This window comes from Bacillus sp. UNC438CL73TsuS30, from assembly GCF_000482325.1.
GTDB lineage: Bacteria > Bacillota > Bacilli > Bacillales > Cytobacillaceae > Neobacillus.
Window position 1 is genome coordinate 57,612 of record NZ_KI535296.1, and the last position, 20,255, is coordinate 77,866.

The 20,255-nt window shown below is 42.2% G+C and carries 17 protein-coding genes, 1 pseudogene and 1 riboswitch; of the genes and pseudogenes, 9 read left to right on the forward strand and 9 right to left on the reverse strand.

The genetic code is table 11. From position 1 onward, the window contains the following. Nucleotides 1-24: 24 nt before the first annotated feature. From M028_RS32335 to M028_RS30780, 3 genes and pseudogenes are all read left to right on the forward strand, one after another. A pseudogene (locus M028_RS32335) lies at nt 25-279 on the forward strand (transposase); the annotation flags it as partial. Between the two features lie 652 nt (nt 280-931). After that, nucleotides 932-2,392 (forward strand): Ig-like domain-containing protein, encoded by a 1,461-nt coding sequence (locus M028_RS31605; protein WP_442852804.1) that lies wholly within the window; start codon nt 932-934, stop codon nt 2,390-2,392. 114 nt (nt 2,393-2,506) lie between these two features. After that, nucleotides 2,507-4,441 (forward strand): bifunctional 2',3'-cyclic-nucleotide 2'-phosphodiesterase/3'-nucleotidase, encoded by a 1,935-nt coding sequence (locus M028_RS30780; protein WP_035424565.1) that lies wholly within the window; start codon nt 2,507-2,509, stop codon nt 4,439-4,441. 139 nt (nt 4,442-4,580) lie between these two features. Here the strand turns inward: M028_RS30780 and M028_RS0122065 are convergent, their stop codons facing one another. Further along, nucleotides 4,581-4,880, reverse strand: coding sequence for a hypothetical protein (locus M028_RS0122065; RefSeq protein ID WP_026575776.1), 300 nt, complete (start codon nt 4,878-4,880; stop codon nt 4,581-4,583). A gap of 127 nt (nt 4,881-5,007) precedes the next feature. Then, nucleotides 5,008-5,203: riboswitch (cobalamin riboswitch) on the forward strand. Nucleotides 5,204-5,483: 280 nt separating this feature from the next. On the opposite strand from M028_RS0122065, the gene metE reads away from it, so the two are divergent. Together metE and M028_RS0122075 are read left to right on the forward strand one after the other, a co-directional pair. After that, nucleotides 5,484-7,772, forward strand: a complete 2,289-nt coding sequence (gene metE / locus M028_RS0122070) for a 5-methyltetrahydropteroyltriglutamate--homocysteine S-methyltransferase (RefSeq protein ID WP_026575777.1) — start codon at nt 5,484-5,486, stop codon at nt 7,770-7,772. Nucleotides 7,773-7,844: 72 nt separating this feature from the next. After that, nucleotides 7,845-8,321 carry an acyl-CoA thioesterase gene (locus M028_RS0122075; RefSeq protein WP_026575778.1) on the forward strand — a complete coding sequence of 159 codons (477 nt, stop codon included), beginning with the start codon at nt 7,845-7,847 and terminating at the stop codon, nt 8,319-8,321. 88 nt (nt 8,322-8,409) lie between these two features. Here the strand turns inward: M028_RS0122075 and gpmA are convergent, their stop codons facing one another. From gpmA to M028_RS0122090, 3 genes are all read right to left on the reverse strand, one after another. After that, nucleotides 8,410-9,177, reverse strand: coding sequence for a 2,3-diphosphoglycerate-dependent phosphoglycerate mutase (gene gpmA, locus M028_RS0122080; protein ID WP_026575779.1), 768 nt, complete (start codon nt 9,175-9,177; stop codon nt 8,410-8,412). A gap of 165 nt (nt 9,178-9,342) precedes the next feature. Continuing rightward, the gene (locus M028_RS0122085) at nt 9,343-10,356 is read right to left on the reverse strand and encodes an SIS domain-containing protein (RefSeq protein WP_026575780.1); all 1,014 of its coding nucleotides are present in this window, start codon (nt 10,354-10,356) and stop codon (nt 9,343-9,345) included. Nucleotides 10,357-10,515: 159 nt separating this feature from the next. Further along, a complete protein-coding gene (locus M028_RS0122090; protein WP_026575781.1) occupies nt 10,516-11,238 on the reverse strand; it encodes a GntR family transcriptional regulator in 723 nt (240 codons plus the stop codon). Nucleotides 11,239-11,469: 231 nt separating this feature from the next. Between M028_RS0122090 and M028_RS0122095 the strand changes: the two genes are divergently transcribed. Both M028_RS0122095 and M028_RS0122100 read left to right on the forward strand, forming a co-directional pair. Further along, nucleotides 11,470-11,748 carry a hypothetical protein gene (locus M028_RS0122095; protein WP_026575782.1) on the forward strand — a complete coding sequence of 93 codons (279 nt, stop codon included), beginning with the start codon at nt 11,470-11,472 and terminating at the stop codon, nt 11,746-11,748. 735 nt (nt 11,749-12,483) lie between these two features. After that, entirely contained in the window at nt 12,484-13,401 is a 918-nt protein-coding gene (locus tag M028_RS0122100; RefSeq protein ID WP_026575783.1) for a phosphatidylinositol-specific phospholipase C/glycerophosphodiester phosphodiesterase family protein, read from the forward strand. A 96-nt stretch (nt 13,402-13,497) separates the two neighbouring features. Here the strand turns inward: M028_RS0122100 and M028_RS30785 are convergent, their stop codons facing one another. The 3 genes from M028_RS30785 to M028_RS0122115 form a co-directional block, all read right to left on the reverse strand. After that, entirely contained in the window at nt 13,498-14,979 is a 1,482-nt protein-coding gene (locus tag M028_RS30785) for a sensor domain-containing diguanylate cyclase (RefSeq protein WP_051591193.1), read from the reverse strand. Nucleotides 14,980-15,086: 107 nt separating this feature from the next. Further along, nucleotides 15,087-16,283, reverse strand: a complete 1,197-nt coding sequence (locus M028_RS0122110) for an aminotransferase (RefSeq protein ID WP_026575784.1) — start codon at nt 16,281-16,283, stop codon at nt 15,087-15,089. Beyond that, the gene (locus M028_RS0122115) at nt 16,280-16,783 is read right to left on the reverse strand and encodes an Lrp/AsnC family transcriptional regulator (RefSeq protein WP_026575785.1); all 504 of its coding nucleotides are present in this window, start codon (nt 16,781-16,783) and stop codon (nt 16,280-16,282) included. Before M028_RS0122115 ends, M028_RS0122110 begins: the two co-directional genes overlap by 4 nt. A gap of 235 nt (nt 16,784-17,018) precedes the next feature. Between M028_RS0122115 and M028_RS0122120 the strand changes: the two genes are divergently transcribed. Continuing rightward, nucleotides 17,019-17,882 carry an NAD(P)-dependent oxidoreductase gene (locus M028_RS0122120; protein ID WP_026575786.1) on the forward strand — a complete coding sequence of 288 codons (864 nt, stop codon included), beginning with the start codon at nt 17,019-17,021 and terminating at the stop codon, nt 17,880-17,882. A gap of 46 nt (nt 17,883-17,928) precedes the next feature. On the opposite strand, the gene M028_RS0122125 is transcribed toward M028_RS0122120, so the two are convergent. Both M028_RS0122125 and M028_RS0122130 read right to left on the reverse strand, forming a co-directional pair. Continuing rightward, nucleotides 17,929-18,579 (reverse strand): FusB/FusC family EF-G-binding protein, encoded by a 651-nt coding sequence (locus M028_RS0122125; RefSeq protein WP_026575787.1) that lies wholly within the window; start codon nt 18,577-18,579, stop codon nt 17,929-17,931. A 134-nt stretch (nt 18,580-18,713) separates the two neighbouring features. Beyond that, entirely contained in the window at nt 18,714-18,983 is a 270-nt protein-coding gene (locus M028_RS0122130) for a CD3324 family protein (protein ID WP_026575788.1), read from the reverse strand. A gap of 340 nt (nt 18,984-19,323) precedes the next feature. Here M028_RS0122130 and M028_RS30790 point away from each other — a divergent pair, with 340 nt between their 5' ends. After that, nucleotides 19,324-20,226, forward strand: a complete 903-nt coding sequence (locus M028_RS30790; RefSeq protein WP_051591194.1) for a glycoside hydrolase domain-containing protein — start codon at nt 19,324-19,326, stop codon at nt 20,224-20,226. Nucleotides 20,227-20,255: the final 29 nt, after the last annotated feature.

Below are 20,255 nucleotides of genomic sequence, written 5' to 3' on the forward strand. Positions count from 1 at the left end.
AATCTGTTTGGAGGTTGTTTTTTTATGTCTCGTAAAAAGAGAATCTATGTTCCACAACTTTTTTATCATATTGGTTGTCGAGGGAACCGGCGTGAGTCGATTTTCCGTGATGAATCCGATATTGATGCCTTCTTCCATATCCTTTATGAGCTCCATGATCAATTCCACTTTGAAATTGCCTCTTATTGTTTGATGACCAACCACTATCATCTTCTCATTCGTTCACAAGAAGTTCCAATCTCAAAACTAATGTCATTTATCAACAAAAGGTATGCTGATTAGAAACATACGGGTATCTATTTCATCTGGTGAGCAATTTGGAGGATATGTAGAAGGAGTAAACGCTATTAACAAGGATATTCTTTTGAAGGCGGGCTCTGGGTATGGAAAGCTTACCGTTTATGTCGATAATCAATACATGGAATCGAGAGACTTTTATTATGACTACGGTAAATCACTCACTCCTCTTCATTATGTTCCAGGGGAAGTAATGGATTATGATGGTCAAAGGATTTTATATAAACATGATCATGATGTATATATAAAGGACATTTCTAGTGGAACAGAAAAAAAGATATTCGTAGATCACGATGATTTCGACCGTCAGCTTAGAGGATGGTTAACGCCATTAGGTGCTATTTTTTGTGCTGGGAATTTAAGTCTTTGGGAATATGCTAACGGGAATCTTACACAACTCGACAACAGTGCAGATTCCATTATTGTCAAGGGCAATTATGTGATTTGGATGAAGGATGACAAACTATTCTTAAGAGATAGTGAAAGTGGGCAAACTACGTTACTTGCCACAAAAAATTATGCTACAGACCGTGCTGATTTAACTAATTCTGGAGAAGTGGTTTATTCCGTCGGAAACGATCTAATGAAGTATAAGCAAGGTGTAACAACAAAACTATTAACTGAACCTACCGATATGCATATTTCAGAACTAAAAACAGATGGTTCCATAACCGCTTTTAAAAGGTCTAGGATAAGTGACAACCCGGAAGAGGGGGAGATTGGTCCGTCCGAGGTCGTGGTGTTTGATGGAACGAAAGAAGAAAAATTAACAACCACTGATGAATATTTCCTCAATGTGGTAGTGAACAATGGAAGAGTTGCCTATGAAAAATACGTGAATGGAACAAAACAGATCTTTTTATGGGATCATTCCAAAAACAAACAAATCACTTTTTTGGATTCTGACTCTAAAGTAGATTCAGTAAATCCTAATGGGGATGTTATTTTTATTAACGATCAATCTACCTATTTAGTCAATGTAAGTAAGGGAGTAATTGCCCCGAAGCGTATTACTGGATCAATTTTCACGAAAAAGTGGCTTGATTCTAAGCTCTATGTATATTGGGGCGGCAGTGTATTAAAGGGTAATACCTCAGTAGACCGAACGGCTCCATTGCCTCCAAAGGTAGATTCAATTGGTGATCGTGATAAATATGTGACAGGCTCGGCTGAAGCAGGAAGTGCCATTAATGTAAAAGCAAACGGTGTACTTCTGGGAACAGCCGTCACTGTAGATGGTAAATTTTCAATAAAGATTGGAAGGCAAATCGAAAGCACCGTTTTAAAAGTAACGGCAACCGATGAATCCAGTAATGAGAGTAAGGCTGCAAAGGTAACGGTTAAAGATGAAACATTTCCAACTATAAGGGTATACAGCCTTTCGAACAAAACAACCGTTGTGAAAGGATCTACAGAAAGATATTCGTATGTAACGTTCAAAGCTGGTTCTAAACAAATCGGCAGCGGCAAAGCAGATGAGAATGGTGAATTTAGTATCAAGATTAAGAAGAAAAAAGCCGGAACAAAAGTATCTGTGACGGCCAAAGATCGTGCAGGGTATATAGGTAAAACGTTTGTGATCGTAAATGATAAAATTGCTCCGCATGCTCCTAAGGTAAGTAGTGTTTCCAATCGGGATACGTTTGTAAAAGGAACGATCGCTTCAGATGTGGCAAGTGTTTGGATCTATAAAGGCAGTAAATATATAGGGGTTAAGTCTATCAGGACAAGGGGGAAATTTAAAATTCAAATTCCAAAGCAAGAAGCGGGTACAAAGTTGTTGGTATATGCAGAGGATCGTGGATTAAATAGAAGCAAACCTACGATTGTAACCGTAAAGGATAAGATTGCGCCTGCTGCCCCTAAAGTTCAGAGAATAACGTCAAATGACACGGTCGTGAATGGAACAGCCGAGCCTAAGGCAGGACTGGTTGTAAAAGTGGACAAGAAGATTATCGGTAGTGGAAAAGCAAATCCTGATGGGGATTTTAGTATAAAAATCAAGAAACAAAAAGCAGGAATCAAAATCTATATATATGCAAAGGACCATGCTGGAAACATGAGTAAAAGTACAAAAATGACGGTTAAAAAATAATGGCTGATCGATAAGTTTTCTTATTGAAAAAGATTGATAAGGTCATATTTCCTTTTAAGGTAACAAATACTATCCTCGTTTGTATGATTTTCATATAAGGGAGGATTTTTTTCATTGGTAAAAAAATTTATTTTGTTCGCCATTTCGGTGCTGGTTCTGGCGGTGCAGGCGATGCCGTCTAAAGGATTTGCGCAAAAGCCGGATAGCACGGTGCAGCTGCGCTTGCTTGAAACAACCGATATCCATGTGTTTTTGGCAAACTATGATTATTATCAAACCAAGCAGGATGACAAGGTCGGCTTGGTGAAGACCGCCAGCCTCATCAAACAGGCGCGCAATGAAGTGAAAAACTCCATGCTGTTTGATAATGGCGACGAGATTCAAGGGAATCCATTGGGCGATTATATGGCCAGGGTAAAGGGATTAAAGCCAGGTGAAGTCCATCCTGTTTACCGGTCGTTTAATCTATTGGGGTATGACGCGACCACGCTTGGGAACCATGAATTTAATTACGGATTGGATTTTTTAAAGGAAACTTTGAATGATGCAAAAATGCCAGTAGTCAATGCGAATATCGTAAAGGCTGGAACCGAAGAGCCGTATTTTACACCGTTTGTTATTTTGAAAAAGAAGGTTGTCGATGAGCGAGGCAAAAAGCAAAACCTTAAAGTAGGCGTCATCGGTTTTGTTCCGCCGCAAATCATGGAATGGGATAAGTCCAATTTAGAAGGAAAAGTGGAAACAAGATCGATTGTGGAGACGGCGAAAAAATATGTTCCGCAAATGAAAAAGCAGGGAGCTGATCTGATTGTCGCCCTTGCTCACACGGGAATTAGCGGGGACCCTTATCAGCCTGGAATGGAAAATGCAGGTTACTACATAACGCAGGTTAAGGGCATTGATGCGGTATTTACAGGACATCAGCATAACACCTTCCCAGGTCCAATCTACAAGGACCTGCCGAATACCAATCTCGAGAAGGGCACCATTAACGGGAAACCGGTGGTCATGGCCGGAGCCTTTGGAAGCCATCTCGGCGTGATTGACCTGCAGCTGCAGAAAAAACGCGGTAAGTGGATAGTAGTTGAAAGTAAAGCGGCATTACGGCCAATTGTGGATCCTGCTGGGAAATCTCTTGTTCAAACCGATGAGTCATTAATGAAGGCGATTAGACAAGAGCATGAGGCGACCATCAACTACGTTAATCAGCCTGTTGGGGAAACAACCGCTCCAATCTATAGCTATTTTGCCCTCGTCAAGGACGATCCTTCTGTGCAAATTGTCAATAATGCGCAAGCAGAATATGTTGCGGGAGCATTAAAGGACCAAAAATATGCGGGGATTCCGATTCTTTCTGCGGCAGCGCCATTTAAAGCAGGCGGTCGCGGCGGTCCGACATATTATACTGACATTCCAGCTGGAAAACTTGCCATCAAAAATGTTGCGGATTTGTATTTGTATCCAAATACGCTCCAGGCAAAAATGGTGACCGGTGCCCAGTTGAAAGAATGGCTGGAAATGAGTGCGGGACAATTTAATCAAATTAATCCTGCCGGCGGCGAGCAGGAATTAATTAATCCTGATTTTCCATCGTTTAACTTTGATGTAATTGACGGTGTTCATTATCAAATTGATGTAACCAAACCAGCGAAGTATGATGTGAATGGGAATATGGTGAATGCGGGCTCAAACAGGATTGTTGATTTAACGTATCAAGGGAAGCCGGTTGCAGCCGACCAAAAGTTTATTGTTGCAACCAATAATTATCGTGCTTCCAGTGCGACTTTTCCTGGAGTTAGTCAGGGCGAAATTGTGTTAAAGGCACCGGATGAGAGTCGGCAGATTGTAACCAATTATATTCAGGCGCACAAACCGCTGAATCCGACTGCAGACCAAAACTGGTCCTTTGCGAAATTCAGCGGTTCAGCCATTCCAGTGTTTGAATCCTCACCAAATGCGCAAAAATACCTTGGGCAATTCCCGAATATTAAATATATGGGGCCGTCTGATGGAGGATTTGCAAAGTATTCAGTGGATTTGACGCAATAAAAAAGATTTTTATAAAAAAGTGCAAACTCCCAGAGATTTGCACTTTTTTACTGAAGAGGAATATGGACTTTATGAAACCTTATCGGTTCGACAAAATTCGGGTGGTGCCTGTCACCGCCCGAATTTTGTCGAAAGTCATTTACTCCCTGACCCCATCTTTGAAATTTTTGTTCCAGTGTTTGTCCCCGGAGTGTTCGAAGTCTTGGATGGTGCGTTCGAGGACGTCGAGGATCCATTTTTTTGTTTCGGTTACGGTGTCGTAGAAGGCTTTTTCTGCGATTCCGGAGGTTTTGATTCCGGCTAAGGCGTTCGAGGAACTTAGACGGCGATGTTCATCTGTCTTTTTGTCGAACTCGTCAAGGACATGCTGTACGAACTTACCAAGGTCTTTATGTTCTTGTGTAATCCGCTGCTGGATTTCCCGCAATCTCTTGTCCATATTTATTTTCCTCCTTGATTCGAGAGTGATTTATTATATTAAGAAACCTGAAAAATCATCGATTAGAATCTCATTAAAAATTGCAATTTTTGGATGGTTTGCATTATGATGGTAGAGTACTTGTTAAATTGAATAAGTGGGAACAGGTTCCTTGAAGTATGGTTTCAAGGATGAAAAGGGAAGCTCGGTGCAAGTCCGACACGGTCCCGCCACTGTAAAAGGGAAATCAACGCATATGTAAGCCACTGATCGAGATGATTGGGAAGGTATGCGGCTGGTGATGATCCTTAAGTCAGGAGACCTGCCTGTTTCGACAACGCTGAAGACCTACGGGAAATAGGGAGGTGTTAGATTGGCTGCTGCTGATAACAAGGGCGGCGTATGTCGCTATCGATATTAGGCATTTCTAACTTTCTATTGGAACGTTAGAGATGCCTTTTTTTATTTTTAAAAAATAGCTTTCTAGGGTTGAGGACAAAAATGGCCGCTGATTTGGGTGAATGTACCTAAAAAAGGTCATAAATAGGTGCGAGGCGAGTCAAAATGTCGCCAATAAGTAACGGAACACTATGTTATTTTTCAAAGAGAGTAGGAGGAAATAAGATGAAAAGCAGTAATTTGGGGTACCCGCGCATTGGGGAAAAACGTGAATGGAAAAAGGCCTTGGAAGGATTTTGGGCCGGGAAATTAGGAGAATCGGAGTTTCTTAAGCAAATAGAAGAAATTCGTCTCCACCACCTGCAAAAACAGAAAAATCTAGGAATTGAGTGGATTCCTGTTGGGGATTTTACTTTTTATGATCATATGCTTGATCTCGCCATTATGTTTGGCTGCGTGCCGAAAAGATATAATTATGAAGGCAAAGGTCCGGTTCCACTTTCAACCTATTTTGCAATGGCCCGCGGCAGTGAAACAGCGGTCGCCTGTGAAATGACGAAATGGTTTAACACGAATTACCATTACATTGTTCCGGAGCTCGGGGAAGTTCAACCTACCTTAACCGAAAATAAGCCGCTGCAAGCCTACCGGGAGGCTCGGGATAAGCTTGGCATTCAAGGAAAGCCGGTCCTGGTTGGACCTTACACATTTTTAAAGCTTTCAAAGGGATATGAGCCGAAGCAACTGCCTGCGCTCATTTTGCAGATTGTCCCGTTGTACGCACAAATTTTACAAGAACTGGCTGAAGAGGGCGTTGAATGGGTACAGCTAGATGAACCGATTTTGGTTACCTCCATCACAAAGGATGAAATGAAAACTGTTGCTTATATTTACAAGCAACTGCAAGAAGCAGCGCCACAGCTCCGGATTATGTTACAAACCTATTTTGATGCGGTTGAATGGTATAAGGACGTTATTGATTTACCGGTTGCCGGGATTGGACTGGATTTTGTCCATGGTTTAGAAAGGAATCTGCAGGCCTTGGCTACGTTTGGTTTTCCGAAGGATAAAGTCCTAGCTGCTGGGGTGATTGATGGTCGTAATATTTGGCGTGCACATCTATCTGAAAAAAGAAATCTAGTTGATGCGATCAAAAAGATTGTCCCTCAGGAACGATTATGGTTGCAGCCTTCGTCGAGCTTATTGCATGTTCCAGTTACGAGCCAACATGAAGGGAAGTTAGATCCGGTTATAAAAGAGGCTTTAGCTTTTGCAGATGAAAAATTATTAGAGGTACAGCGTCTGGTTGAAAGTGTTCGTGACGGGGAGGCGGGTGAGGCGTTCGTGCTCAGTGAAGGGGCGTTGAAACGTTTAAACCAATCCCCGGCTAGAAACTGTGGGGAGGTTCAGGAAGAGGTGACGCGGATCTGGGCACAGCAGGTTGAGCGGACTGCCTCCTTTGAGGTGCGTCTTGAAAAGCAAAAGTGCTGGAAGCTTCCCCTGCTACCTACCACGACAATTGGAAGCTTTCCGCAAACGTTAGAAGTACGTCAAGCACGGAGAAAATGGCGCAAGGGAGAATGGTCGACAGAACAATATGATTCATTTATTCAAGCGGAGATTAGCAAGTGGATAGGAATCCAAGAAGAAATTGGCTTGGATGTACTCGTTCACGGTGAATTCGAGCGCACGGATATGGTGGAGTTTTTTGGGGAAAAATTAGGCGGGTTTACATTCACGGAAAATGGATGGGTTCAATCCTATGGCTCGCGTTGTGTGAAGCCACCCGTGATTTACGGTGATGTGGAGTTTTTGCTGCCGATGACGGTAAAAGAAAGTGTGTATGCCCAGTCGCTTACGGAAAAACCAGTTAAGGGTATGATTACAGGGCCAGTCACCATTCTGAACTGGTCATTTGTCCGCGACGATCTGCAGCGTTCAGAGGTTGCTTTTCAAATTGCGCTTGCACTAAGAAAAGAAGTGGAAGCCCTTGAGACGGCAGGAATTAAAATGATTCAAGTGGATGAACCGGCGCTTCGCGAAGGACTGCCGCTGAAGAAATCAGCTTGGGACCACTATTTAGACTGGGCGGTAAAAGCCTTCCGGGTGACAACTTCTACAGTAGCGGATACGACACAAATTCATACCCATATGTGTTATTGTGATTTTCATGATTTCATTGAGCCGATCAATCAACTAGATGCGGATGTCATCTCGATTGAAACTTCACGGAGTCATGGGGAACTGATCTCGACATTCCATCAACATGCTTACCATAAAGGAATTGGCCTTGGTGTATATGACATACATAGCCCAAGAATACCAACCTGTGAAGAAATCGTCGAAGTCATTGCCGGCGGCCTAGCCGCCCTAGACCCGGCCCAATTCTGGATCAACCCCGACTGCGGCCTAAAAACCAGAGGAACCGAAGAAACCATCCAATCCCTGAAAAATATGGTAGAAGCCACACATTTGGTCCGTGAACGAATGACTGTGTTAGAATGGTTTGAGTGATTCGACAAAATTCGGGCGGTGCCTGTCACCACCCGAATTTTGTTGAAAGAATAATGAGGGGGTGGGGTTTTCATGACTCTAGAAAAATTACCGATACAGAATTCAAGGGCGATTCAGACGCGGTTAGTTTTTCCGCCGGATACAAATCATTTAGATACGATTTTTGGCGGGAAGGTGCTTGCGTATATTGATGAGATTGCGGCAATCGCAGCGATGAAGCATGCGAATTGTGCGGTTGTGACAGCCTCGATTGACTCGGTGGATTTTCTTTCTTCTGCCAAGGTAGGGGATGCATTGACATTAGAGGCGTTTGTTACGTTTACTGGGAGAAGCTCAATGGAGGTGTACGTAAAGGTAACGGCGCATAACCTGATTACAAATAAAAAGACCTTAACAACCGAATCTTTTCTGACGATGGTGGCCGTCAATCAAGAGGGAAAACCGATTCCTGTTCCTGGCGTATACCCAGAAAGCGAAGAAGAAAAACAACTATTCGACACTGCCTTAGCTCGGAAAGAAAACCGAAAATTAAGAGCGGCGATCCGGTAGTGGAAAGTCCTTGAGGTGATGGTGTGTGTTCGACAAAAAACGGGTGGTGCCTGTCACCACCCGTTTTTTGTCGAATCCAATCACCCAATCATCCAATCCATTCGCAGTTTTCCGGGTCGTTCAGGTCGATGTGATGTGGAATGCTTTCTTCGTCTGCTTCGCCTTCGTTGCACAGGTAGTAGTGCCGGATGGGTTTTAGGTAGTCGTCTAGTTCGTAGACGAGCGGCGTGCTGTTGGGGATGTTTAGACTTGTGACTTCTTCGTCGGGAATTTGGTCTAGATATTTCACCAGTGCCCTTAGTGTGTTCCCATGAGCAGAGATGATGACGCGTTTGTTCTGCTGTAAATCAGGAACAATCCTTTCCTTCCAATAGGCTACAGCACGCTTTTCTGTATCTAGGAGACTTTCGGCAAAAGGTAGTTCTTCTGCCCTTAGCCCTGCATATTTCGGATCAGCCAGATAACATGCGTGATCCTCCCTGGAAAGGGCCGGTGGTCGAACACTGGCAGAGCGCCGCCACTCATTTACTTGTTCTTCCCCAAAACGGGCGATAACCTCGTCCTTGTTCAACCCCTGCAGCTCGCCGTAATGCCGCTCATTCAGCTCCCACGATTTTTGCACCGGAATCCACACTAAATCCATTTCATGAAGGAGAATCCAACAGGTCCGAATCGCCCGCTTAAGAACGGAGGTATAGGCAACATCAAAGTTGAAACCATGCTTTTTCAAAATCGCACCGGCTTCCCGTGCCCCATTATACCCTTCATCGGTGAGGTCGACGTCAAGCCAGCCGGTAAAGCGATTCTCTAGATTATATAAACTTTGACCGTGCCGGATAAAAACAACTTTTTTCACTGTTTTAACCACCTGAATTTTGTTTTTTATTTAGTATGCATCCCTCGGAGTGAATTATAGATGGAGAGGTTTAACCAGATATAAGCGCATTACTTGTTCCGTTACAAAAACAATGTTCCTTTTTAAAAAAAGAAGCATCCACGCGAAGTGTCTGCTTCTAAAAAATTAAAATGGAACTTTCTTATAGTATCTTCTTGTAGTCAGTGGATGTTCGCGGTATTTTTCCAGGTAGCAGCTGACGCGCTCGAGCAGGGTTGCAAATACGATCGGCGATATATAGCTTCGTAATTCAGCTGAAATGCCTACTAACTCATAGTCTTTCGTGTCAAAAACAGTTACTTCCTTCGAATAGTGCTCGGCGAAACGTTCGACTCTTTCTACGAGTGAACGTGTTTTGTCTTCCCCTTTGAAAAGAAGGATACTGGTGTCTTCTTCGACTAGTTCTAATGTGCCATGGAAGAAATGGGAGGCATGGACAGGGCGCGTTTTGATCCATTGCATTTCTTCTAAGATGCACATTCCATAATAATGCGTTTGGGCCCAATCGATGCCGGCACCGGAAAGAATGTGGTAAGGTGTGTTTTGGTGTTTGTGGGCGAACGCTTTCGCACGTTCTTCGGTTGCTTCCTTTACTTTTAGTAATACCCCTGGTATGTTCTTCATTTCTTCGACGAATTGGTGGTATTGTGGAAACTCGCCTAGTTTATACAGGATGCGGAATGCTAGCAGGTAGGATTGAATGTAAAAGGATTCGCAAGATGTATCATCCTCTGCAAAGTTGACGAAGGTGTAGTCTGTCATTTGTGCCAGTGGTGTGTCTGCATGACCGACCAGGCTGATGGTGGTGGCGCCTTTTTCTTTAGCGTATTTCGCGGCTTCCACGGTTTCTTTCGTGGTTCCGGAAAGGGAAGGGAGGATGACTAGTGATTTTCGGCCAAAGTGTTTATGGTCAATGAGCATTAACTCTGAGGAGATTTCTGTGAAGACAGGCAAGGTAGAGTGTGTTTTTATGATGAATTCTGCCGGCTCCATTAGGATGGCTGCACCGCCTGTTCCTACGAAAAATACGTTTTCAATGCCTTCTTCTAACACTGTATCAATCGCTTGCTCGAATTCATTTTTTAAATTTAACGCCCCATTTTGGATATTCAAAAATCGTTCTACATCGAAATTATACATCTTCTACCCCTCCGCCTTATATTTTATATTACCTTTGGTATGTTACCTCTGGTTATAATTTAACATAAGGATCAGCTGGTAATCAATCACATTTTTTGAAAAATCAAAAATTTAATTCTGCACGAAAAAAGACAGCCGTAATAGCACCGACTGCCTGGTTTACATCTCGAATGGACGGTATACTTCGCTTTCGAAACGGGCCTTATAGGCGGGATACCTTGATTGGACGAATTCAAAAGGCAATCCGTCTTCAGTAAAACCAAGGCTTTGAAAAAGAACCATTGGGCTGTCCATGTCAATGTTCAGATAAGTAGATTCCCTTGTTGGTGCCTTTTTTACTTCAATCGACCGTTTGGCCTTATGAATGGAAATGTTGTGCAGGTTTAGAAATTTGTATAGGGAACGTTCGGAAAAATCAGTGCGGATGAGGTCGGGACATATGTGCAATGGGATATAACTGCTGACGAGGCAGATGGGTTCATTGTCGACGAACCTTAGGCGCTCAAGTAAAAATACTTCTGAGTCTTCCGGGATTTCAAGAATTTTTGCAACGTCCACGGGTGCTGTTGTCACGATTTGTTGAAGTACCATCGATGAGGGTGTTTTGTTCTGCTGGCTTGCATCTTCGTGGAAGCCAATAAATGACTGCAGTTCATGGTCGGTGTATTTTTTATCCGCAATAAATGTTCCTTTACCGGCAAGTCGATATACCTCACCATCCTGCTCAAGTTCCTCTAGTGCTCTCCTTACCGTTGGTCTGCTTACACCAAACAGGTCACATAACTCCCTCTCCGAAGGAATCGGCGTGAGAGGTGACTGGTCCTTGAATTGCTTGAGGATTTTTTCCTTTAACTGTCGATAAAGCGGAATACTCTTATGCATTAAAAATCAGATCCTTATCCTTGAATGGTAAATAACCTTTGGTCATATTAATGAGTTTATCTTACCTGATTTGCTGGAAGGAGACAATCAAATTTTTCGACAGGTGCCTGTCACCGCCCGAATTTTGTCGAATGAATAGACCTTTGTTTTCTTAGCAAGGAATTCATAATTGGTGTCGATTTTTGGATGTAGAATCATGTATAATGATGTGAGAGAAGGGGGTGATTGAGAATGAATGAGAAAAGGCTGGATAAGTTTGAAGAGATGTTGACAAGCATCCTGACAATGGTTGGCGGATTAGAAGAAAAGTTGCAAGTTATACGCCAAGATCAAGTTGATCTTCGTGAAAATCAGACATCTATGATTGAAAAGTTAGGCGCTCTGGATCAAAAAGTTACCGAAATGAACAATAGAATAAAAGATATCCAAGCTGATCAAGACCATATATGGGAAAAGGCAGCTAGAAATGAAAGAGAACTAGCAAAACTCAAATTACGTCTTCAACTCTAAAATCTCCCTTGAATTCTACATTTATCACTCTTTTTATGTATTTTCCAATAACTGTATACAAGCGTCAACCCTCAGACTAAGGAAGGGTTGACGTTTTTTGATGCGCTTTTAATTAAGTAAAAACTCCTATTGTGAAAAAGTTTTTTGATCAGCCCCTTAGGATGCTATCAGATTAGCAACGTACGTCGAAAATCGCAAAATTCCCTGGGAAATCCTGTCGAAGAATATAAAATTTCCGCATAACTATCAGTGTTCATTTTTCGCCCCTCCTGGGAGCTAATGGTTCAATATAAAAAATATTTTTAAACGGATGGATCGTCCAAAGGGAGTGGCCAGGCTATTCTCAAAGTTCGCGATGTAATGATTCACACCGAAAAAAAGATACGTTGAAAAAGATGGACAGGAAATTAGGTTAACAACAAAGGAGTATGAGTTGTTGGTTTTTCTTGCCCTCAATAAAGGCAAGCCCTATACGGAAAGCCAAAAGGAGCGGTGTTTCGGGTTGAAATTCCACTTCTGCTACTTTCCGAAAAAGGGTCTGAACCAGAGGTTTAGATCCTTTTCCTTTTTATAAACCTAACCTTGTTTGTCTAGTGTCCACCCCACAAGGACAAAATTGATGAAAAGTCCACGAACGGTGCCTGTCACCTTTTTGAATAATGGGTTGAAATTCGAGGGAAAATACGGATTGGGACGGAATATTACCTTTAATTATTGCTAGGATGTTGTTGGCCAATGAATCGCTTATTTATTAGATGCACTACTATTATTTTATTTTCTGGACTAATTATGTTTTCAGGAAGTTCTGGAAGCTCCGCTGCATTCGACCTAATCGACCAAGAAGAAAGTAAAGGGCTGCTTCAGATGGAATTACCCAAAAATATAAATGAGTGGTTCCCCTTTATTCCTTTCAAAGTCACTCCCTATGCATGGGTACAGAAAACCAAAATTATCGCTCACGGAATGGGCGGAATTGAAAGGAAAAGAGTGACAAATAGTTTAAAAGCCTTTCAATCCAATTATAAAATTGGTATCCGAGTTTTTGAGGTGGACCTTGTTTTTACGACTGACGGTCATTTAGTCGCAAGGCATGACTGGCACGCGTATATGTATCCGTTTTTAGGCCAGGAGAACAAAGGAGATCAACTTTCACTTCAAGAGTTTAAAAGCTTAAAAATCCATGACGGGTGGGAGCCGCTGTCCGTATACGACCTCATCACTTTAATGAAAAGGTACCCGGATGTTTATTTTGTCACGGATACAAAATTAGATAATACACGTGTTATTAGTGAGGTTGTGGCTCAATTTTCAAAGGAGAATCGGGCACTGCTACAGAGAGTAATTCCCCAAGTGTACGGGCCAAAAGATTATCAAAAAATAAAGGAGATTTATCCTTTTGAAAATATGATTTTAACAACGTATAGATTAGACATGAGCCAGGAAAATATCCTTGGCTTTCTGCAAAATAGCGATATTAAGGTAGTAACATTGTCACAGAAACAAGCTAGTTTGCCATTTATTGCGAGGTTAAAGAGACAGGGGATTTCGGTGTATGTCCATACAGTCAATAATAAAGTGGAGGCAAAAACACTATTAAATCAGGGTGTTACGGGAATCTATACAGACTATTTAAGGATGGATGATTTGAACTAATTCATGTCAGGCACCATGTGAAGAATTCACATGGTGCCTGACACCGTTCGTGGACATTTCATCATTTTTGTACACAGTGGGTGGACAGTTGAGGTGTCATCTTACGAAGGAGGCTTCTCGCGCCTTATAAAGGGATTTTTCCTTATACATTTCTTTGTCTGCGGTTTCAAGAATTTCTTCGACGGTAATCGGAGCCCCGGGTACATAGTGGTAGAGCCCATGACTGACAGAGATGTGAAATGCCTTTTGTTTTTCTTCATTCAGGAACTCGAAATCACGCTGAATATCACCCCAAATGTGCTCAACGTCTTCCCTTTTCTTTTTAAAAAAGAGGATGATAAATTCATCTCCGCCAAGACGGAAGAGGACATCGTGATGATCGATATGCCTTTTCAAGGTTTCGCAGCAAGTTTTAATTAGTTCGTCCCCAGAAGAATGGCCCAGATGATCATTGACCTTTTTCAAATCATTAATATCAATAAAGCTAAGAATAAATTCTTCGGATTCTGGCCCTCCGGAAACTTGTTTACGGAGCTGCTCAATCCCAATCCTACGATTTTTGACACCAGTAAGCATATCATAGGAGGCATGCCTTTCTAGCTCTTCTTCCGTTTTCTTGATATCGGTAATATCCGTTGTTCCAATTAACATACAGGTTTGATCTAAGTAATCAACTAGCTCGAAATGGAGCATGGACCATTTGCGGATATTTGGAGTGATTTGTTGCTCCGTTACAATGTTTTTAACTATTCCCTGTTCCCTTAATCTTGTAAAAATATCATCCTTTTCTTTAGGGGTACGAAACAAGAAGCTTCCGTCGGTATCTTTGTCCTGGAGTTGATAGTATTCAACTGCCTGGTGGTTCATGAGAAGAATTTCATTGTTATCAGGATTTATGAGAAACAAGGGATTGGGATTTAAATTAAATAAGTGGCGAAAAACTTCCTCATTCCTGCTAAGCTGCCTTTTGTTTAAAAAATCATTTTTACGAAATGTGTAAAATGCTAGGGCAATCGTAAAAGAAATGACTGCAGCACCTGTGGAATTAATGAGCTTGATTAAAAATGAGACTCGGTCCTGTTCAAGGAGAAAAAGGCCAATAACAAAGAGTAAATGAATCCCTGTAAAATTTTTTAGTAGAATCTCCGGATGGATTGGGAAAATGACAGCAACCCCAATTAAGATAATGATATAGGCGTAAAGATTTCCGGTCAGCAATTGGCTATTGAGAGAGGAAACGGCCCCAATCAATAAATAAAAAAAGACATAAAGGTGAATGATAGACCCTTTTGCCTTGATGTCGTTCCGAAAATAGCGATAAATCACGATAAAAATAAGCGAAATCATAAGCCCGGAGATATGTACACCTGCTAGCATCTTTTTGTAGGTCGAATAAGCAAGCCCATTTAATAGGAAGAAATCGACAACGAAAAATGCGGGGTAAGTGAAAATCAACATATATGAAACAAGCTTCAAACGCTCAAACAAAACATCATTGTTAAAATTGCCAAACTCCCGATCAGAACTGGAGAACATCTTCGATCGATTTAGAAGACTCGTAGTGAAAGAACGTAACATTTTATCATCCTTTAGCTTTATATCCGAAGTAGTTTAGCATAGTCAAGAGGGAGTTGTCGACAAAATTCGGGTGGTGACAGGCACCACCCGAATTTTGTCGAACACACTTATTTAAGATTTCCCTGAAGTACCATTTTCCTTGATTCCACGAATCGCTGCATGCGTTTTAGTGCTTCTTGAAGCTGTTGCATGGAGGTGGCGTAGGAGCAGCGGACGTAGCCTTCGCCGCTTTCGCCAAAGACGTTGCCTGGGACGACGGCGACTTTTTCCGCCATTAGTAGTTCTTCGGCAAATTGTTCTGAGCTTAGACCGGTTGAACGAATCGATGGAAATACGTAGAAGGCACCACCCGGTACATGGCAGTCTAGGCCGATTTCGTTTAAGGCCTGCACCATAAAGTTCCGTCTCCTGCGGTAGCTTTTTCGCATTTCTTCCACTTCATGATAGGTGTTGCGAAGGGCTTCAATCGCTCCGATCTGCAGCATATGCGGCGCACACATCGTCGTATATTGGTAAATCTTCAGCATAACCTCAACAAATTCCACTGGTGCCGCTAGGAACCCTAAGCGCCAGCCGGTCATCGCGAAGCCTTTTGAAAAACCATTAATTAAAATGGTCCGCTCATACATCCCATCGATGGCTGCGAAGCTTGTAAAGGTTTCGTCGTAGCTTAGTTCCGCATAAATTTCATCAGAAACAACAATTAAGTCATATTTTTCAACAATCTTGGCAAGTTCCGTTAAATCTTCTCTTGCCAGCATACTTCCTGTCGGGTTGTTCGGTGAACAGAGTAAAATCGCCTTTGTTTTTTCCGTGATGGCAGATTCGATTTGCTCCGCTGTTACCTTAAACCCGTTGTCCGGTGAAGTCGAAACCGGAACAGGTTTACCGCCAGCCAATGCAACCAATGGAGCATATGCCACGAATGCTGGTTCAACAATCAAAACTTCTTCCCCTTGGTTTAAAATCGCACGGAAAGCGAGGTCAATTGCCTGACTTGCCCCGACGGTAACGATCACTTGATCTTTAGGATTATATTCGACAGAAAAGCGATTATTTAAGTATTTACAGATTTCCTGGCGTAATTCCAGCAACCCCGGATTGGCAGTATAAGAGGTAATTCCCTGCTCGAGTGAAAGAATCGTTGCCTCGCGAATATTCCAGGGGGTGACGAAATCCGGTTCGCCCACCCCTAACGAAATAACGCCCTCCATACTGGCAGCCAAATCGAAAAATTTACGAATTCCTGAAGGCTGAATGTCTTTTGCTAATTGCGAAATATAGGAAGAATACCCGTTTTTCATGGTGTAACCACCATCCTGCGATCCTTATCTTCGCCGCCTTCAAAATTAACTCCATCATGCTTATATTTTTTTAACATGAAATGGGTGGTGGTGGAGATCACATGCTCAATCGTTGATAGTTTTTCCGAAACAAAGTTGGCAATCTGATTCATCGTTTTTCCTTCTATTGTAATCGACAGATCATATGCACCGGACATCAGATACAAAGAAGATACCTCCGGAAAACGAGCGATTCTTTCCGCCACTTCATCAAAACCAACGCCGCGTTTCGGAGTAACCTTTACTTCAATCATGGCAATAATGTTTGCTTCGCCTTCAACCTTACTCCAGTTGATCAATGTCGGGTAACTGATAATAACCTTTTGATCTTCTAATTTTTTAATCGTGTTTTTGACGGTTTCTTCATCGCTCATGACCATGGATGCGATGGTGGCCGCCGATAATTGGTGGTCCTCTTCAAGTATTTTTAAAATTTCAATTTCTTCACTGCTCAGTTTCATAACGAGCCTCCTCAAAGTATACAACCTCCAGTTTATAGGAGATTGGCGATAATCATCGAAATTAGTCGGTAATATTACTATAATAGGTTATTTTGAAATATCACTCAATTTAAATTCACTATTTTTTTATTAAAATTAATGGAAAGTAACAGGAAGTTGGAAGCCCCTTCCACTTTATTGAAAAATACCCTCATAAGCCATACTAAAATTATCAAAATAAGGGAGATGTTAGGATTTGATTGGTTTTATCGGACTTGGAATTATGGGCAGTCGTATGGCTGAAAATCTGCTAAAAAGCGGACATGAAATAGTCGTTTATAATCGAACAAAGGAAAAAGCGGAGGACCTTTTAAACAAGGGGGCAAATTGGGCTGCATCTCCGAAGGAAGTCGCTGCCCAGTCCACTGTTATTTTTACCATGCTTGCGGTGCCAAAGGCTGTGGAAGAGGTTGCCTTGGGTGAGGATGGATTTTTGGGGAGTTTATGTGAAGGCAGCCTATGGGTTGACTGCAGTACTGTCGATCCTGCGTTTACACGAAGAATGGCAGCGGAGGCAGAAAAACGTCAAATTCGCTTTTTGGATGCTCCTGTATCGGGCTCAAGAATTCCTGCAGAAAAGGCAGAGCTTGTTTTCCTCGTAGGCGGCAAGGAAGAGGATATGGGGGAGGTAAGGCCGCTGCTTCAGACCATGGGGAAGGATGTTCTCTATCAAGGAGAAGTCGGAAAAGGGACTTCCATGAAAATGGTCATTAATTTAATGCTCGCCCAATCGATGGCTGCGTTTGCGGAGGCCTTGAATCTTGGTGAAGCTCTCGGTCTTCAAAAGGAAACTGTTATGGAGACATTGTTAAATGGGCCGACCGCGGCTCCAATGTTGAAAGGAAAAAAGACCAAGATTCTCTCCGGCGAGTATTCGGCCGATTTTCCGTTAAGGCTGATGCAAAAGGACCTTCAGTTAGTTTCCCAGGCGGCATACGAACACTCTTTATCGATGCCAAGCGCCAACCTCACAAAGGAACTTTATGCGTTAGCAAAACAACAGGGCCTCGGGGAACTTGATTTCTCGGCCATCTATCAATTCCTAACACCAACTAAATAGAAGGATGTGAAAACTTAACAATGGTGAAAGAAACCATGTGAAGTTTTTACATTCCCAGTGATTCCTGAAGAAAGGCTGTCAAATAGTCGACATTGGTTATTTTTTTATTGCACTCGGTACTATCGGTGCAAATATAATTGCCGATGGCTTTGTAGTAATCTGGGTTCTTGGACTTTTTCGCTTTTGTTACGGTAGAAATGTAAGCAACCTGGCCAAACCGGTTACAGAAGGAACAGATATTCTTTTTACTGGCGGGAGTAGGTTTGCATTCGATGCCGGCAATTTTTCCCTCCAGCTCATAAACAATAAATTTTTTATTGGAACTGAGGTCGTTCCAGCTCAAATAGGTCAGTTGGCCGTGATCAATTTGTGATAAATCCGGCAGCTTTAATTTTTTATTTTTAGGAAACATCTTTTTCAACTGCTGCTCAGTGATTTTTGGAAAAGGGATTACGTAGGCGGAAAGCTGCTGGATATATTGGTCATATTCGGCATCAGTTTTCAGCTCTGAAAGGTCGAGCATTTTCTGCTGTTCTAATGTTGCATTTGGAAAAAGGTCGTTGATTTTAGCATTAGCTAAGTCGATCACTGCAGTTAAAACGGTTGGGGCCACATTCTTTTTAGCGCTGTCCTTAATCAAGGCAATCTGATTTTTTATAAAATTAAGCTGTTCATTTCTAATAAATTTTTCGGTCATGCTGGGTATCTCCTATCATTCTCTATACTGTTTATTTTAAAAAATCATGCAGGTTTCTAAAATGGAGAAAATGGCTTAGAACTGTTTTTTACATAAAAAAACACTGATGAAGTTTTTTCACCAGTGCTGTAGGTTTATGTCTTTTTCGAATAGACAATTTTTTTGATGGTTTCTGTTGAGAGATAGTGTTCCTCGGCTAATTGCTGAATGCTGCAGCCGCTGTTGAACTTTTCTTTAATAGCGGAATTGCGGTTATCGAGCAGCCGTCTCCCGCCGCTTGAGGTTCCCCATTGCCGATACTCCGTTTCCGGCTTGGGGATGTATAGGGTTTCCCCCTGTACATATTTTTGGATTTCTACGATCAGCTTTTCGGGTAAAACCTTGTTTGCATTAATATATTTCATTTTTGCCAGCCCCTTATTTTGATTTTGAAAAAAATAAGGTGCAAAGCCAAAATAGTAGAAAAGCTAGGTCAGCGATAAATTTAAATGATTCGCCCCATGCAAAGTATCGCCTTTCCAATATTAGGCTTTGCATGAGTGGCAGAAGTACCAGACAATCTTAAGTGATTCTCCAACTGTACGCACCTCCCTTGATCTGTTGTTATTATAACAGAATCTCCCACAAGCGTGAGGGATTTATTTTTTTACAGCTGCTCCTGTCCAACTAGGAGTGTCCATGCCCACACGTTCGAACTGCCATTCGCATACTGTGTTTTTACAGAATGTCGAATGGAGGGAAAGTATGAAAACACGAAAATGGTTTTGGACAATCGTTTTAAGTGCCATATTGGTTCTCCCGTTGCTTCTCGTAATGTTCCATGATAATGGAACGAAAAAGCAGTCAGATCTGCCTGATGTGCAGACAGTCTTGGGGGATAATACCGCAAAGAATCCTGGAAAGACTCACCCCAATTCCCACTCCCAAACTCATTCCCAGCCTAAACCAAATCCCAAGGCAGACCATCAGCCTAAACCGGAAAAGAAGCCTGCTCCCAAACATAAAACCCTCTGGGGTGTCGATTCCGCTACAAAGGTGGATCAAGCATTTTTAAAATGTGTAAAAAAGCATTATGGCAAGCCGGCTGTGTTTGGCCGTTATTTAGAGACGAAAGAGGGAATCTCGACAGGACTTACGAAAAAAGAGGCTGACTTTCTTCACAAAGAGGGAGTCAAAGTTATTCCGATATTTAATCATTTCATCGATGCTACCGGTTATAAAAATGGGGTGTCTGAAGCAAAAGAAGCAATACGCTATGCTAACAGGATAGGAATTCCAAAGGGGACCGCGATTTTCGCCGATATCGAACCAAAATATCCCGTCGATGAAGGATTTATACGCGGTTGGGTCGATACCTTGCACAAATCGGATTATAAACCTGGAATCTACGGAGTGTTCACAAAGGAATCGAAGGTTACCTCCGCATATAAAAAAGCGATGGAGAAGGATAAGAATATTCAGGACCAGACCATCATCTGGAGCAGCAACCCCGAACCAGGAATCACCAACAAGGACAGCGCACCAAAATTTAAGCCCAAAGCGCCCGACAAAATAAACGTATCCATCTGGCAATACGGAATCGACGGCCAAACCTGCAACATCGACACCAACCTCATCCAGTCAGAAGTAATAGAGGATCTATGGTAAAAAACAGTGCCAAAAAACAGTGCCTGACA

Coding starts and splice junctions, on each gene's coding strand:
- M028_RS0122090 (WP_026575781.1), bottom strand. CDS start 11,238: ATGCATAAGAGTATTCCGCTTTATCGACAGTTAAAGGAAAAAATCCTC.
- M028_RS0122095 (WP_026575782.1), top strand. CDS start 11,470: ATGAATGAGAAAAGGCTGGATAAGTTTGAAGAGATGTTGACAAGCATC.
- M028_RS0122065 (WP_026575776.1), bottom strand. CDS start 4,880: ATGGACAAGAGATTGCGGGAAATCCAGCAGCGGATTACACAAGAACAT.
- M028_RS0122075 (WP_026575778.1), top strand. CDS start 7,845: ATGACTCTAGAAAAATTACCGATACAGAATTCAAGGGCGATTCAGACG.
- M028_RS0122130 (WP_026575788.1), bottom strand. CDS start 18,983: ATGAAATATATTAATGCAAACAAGGTTTTACCCGAAAAGCTGATCGTA.
- metE (WP_026575777.1), top strand. CDS start 5,484: ATGAAAAGCAGTAATTTGGGGTACCCGCGCATTGGGGAAAAACGTGAA.
- M028_RS30785 (WP_051591193.1), bottom strand. CDS start 14,979: ATGTTACGTTCTTTCACTACGAGTCTTCTAAATCGATCGAAGATGTTC.
- M028_RS0122100 (WP_026575783.1), top strand. CDS start 12,484: ATGAATCGCTTATTTATTAGATGCACTACTATTATTTTATTTTCTGGA.
- M028_RS0122085 (WP_026575780.1), bottom strand. CDS start 10,356: ATGTATAATTTCGATGTAGAACGATTTTTGAATATCCAAAATGGGGCG.
- M028_RS0122110 (WP_026575784.1), bottom strand. CDS start 16,283: ATGAAAAACGGGTATTCTTCCTATATTTCGCAATTAGCAAAAGACATT.
- M028_RS0122115 (WP_026575785.1), bottom strand. CDS start 16,783: ATGAAACTGAGCAGTGAAGAAATTGAAATTTTAAAAATACTTGAAGAG.
- M028_RS0122125 (WP_026575787.1), bottom strand. CDS start 18,579: ATGACCGAAAAATTTATTAGAAATGAACAGCTTAATTTTATAAAAAAT.
- M028_RS30790 (WP_051591194.1), top strand. CDS start 19,324: ATGAAAACACGAAAATGGTTTTGGACAATCGTTTTAAGTGCCATATTG.
- M028_RS31605 (WP_442852804.1), top strand. CDS start 932: ATGCATATTTCAGAACTAAAAACAGATGGTTCCATAACCGCTTTTAAA.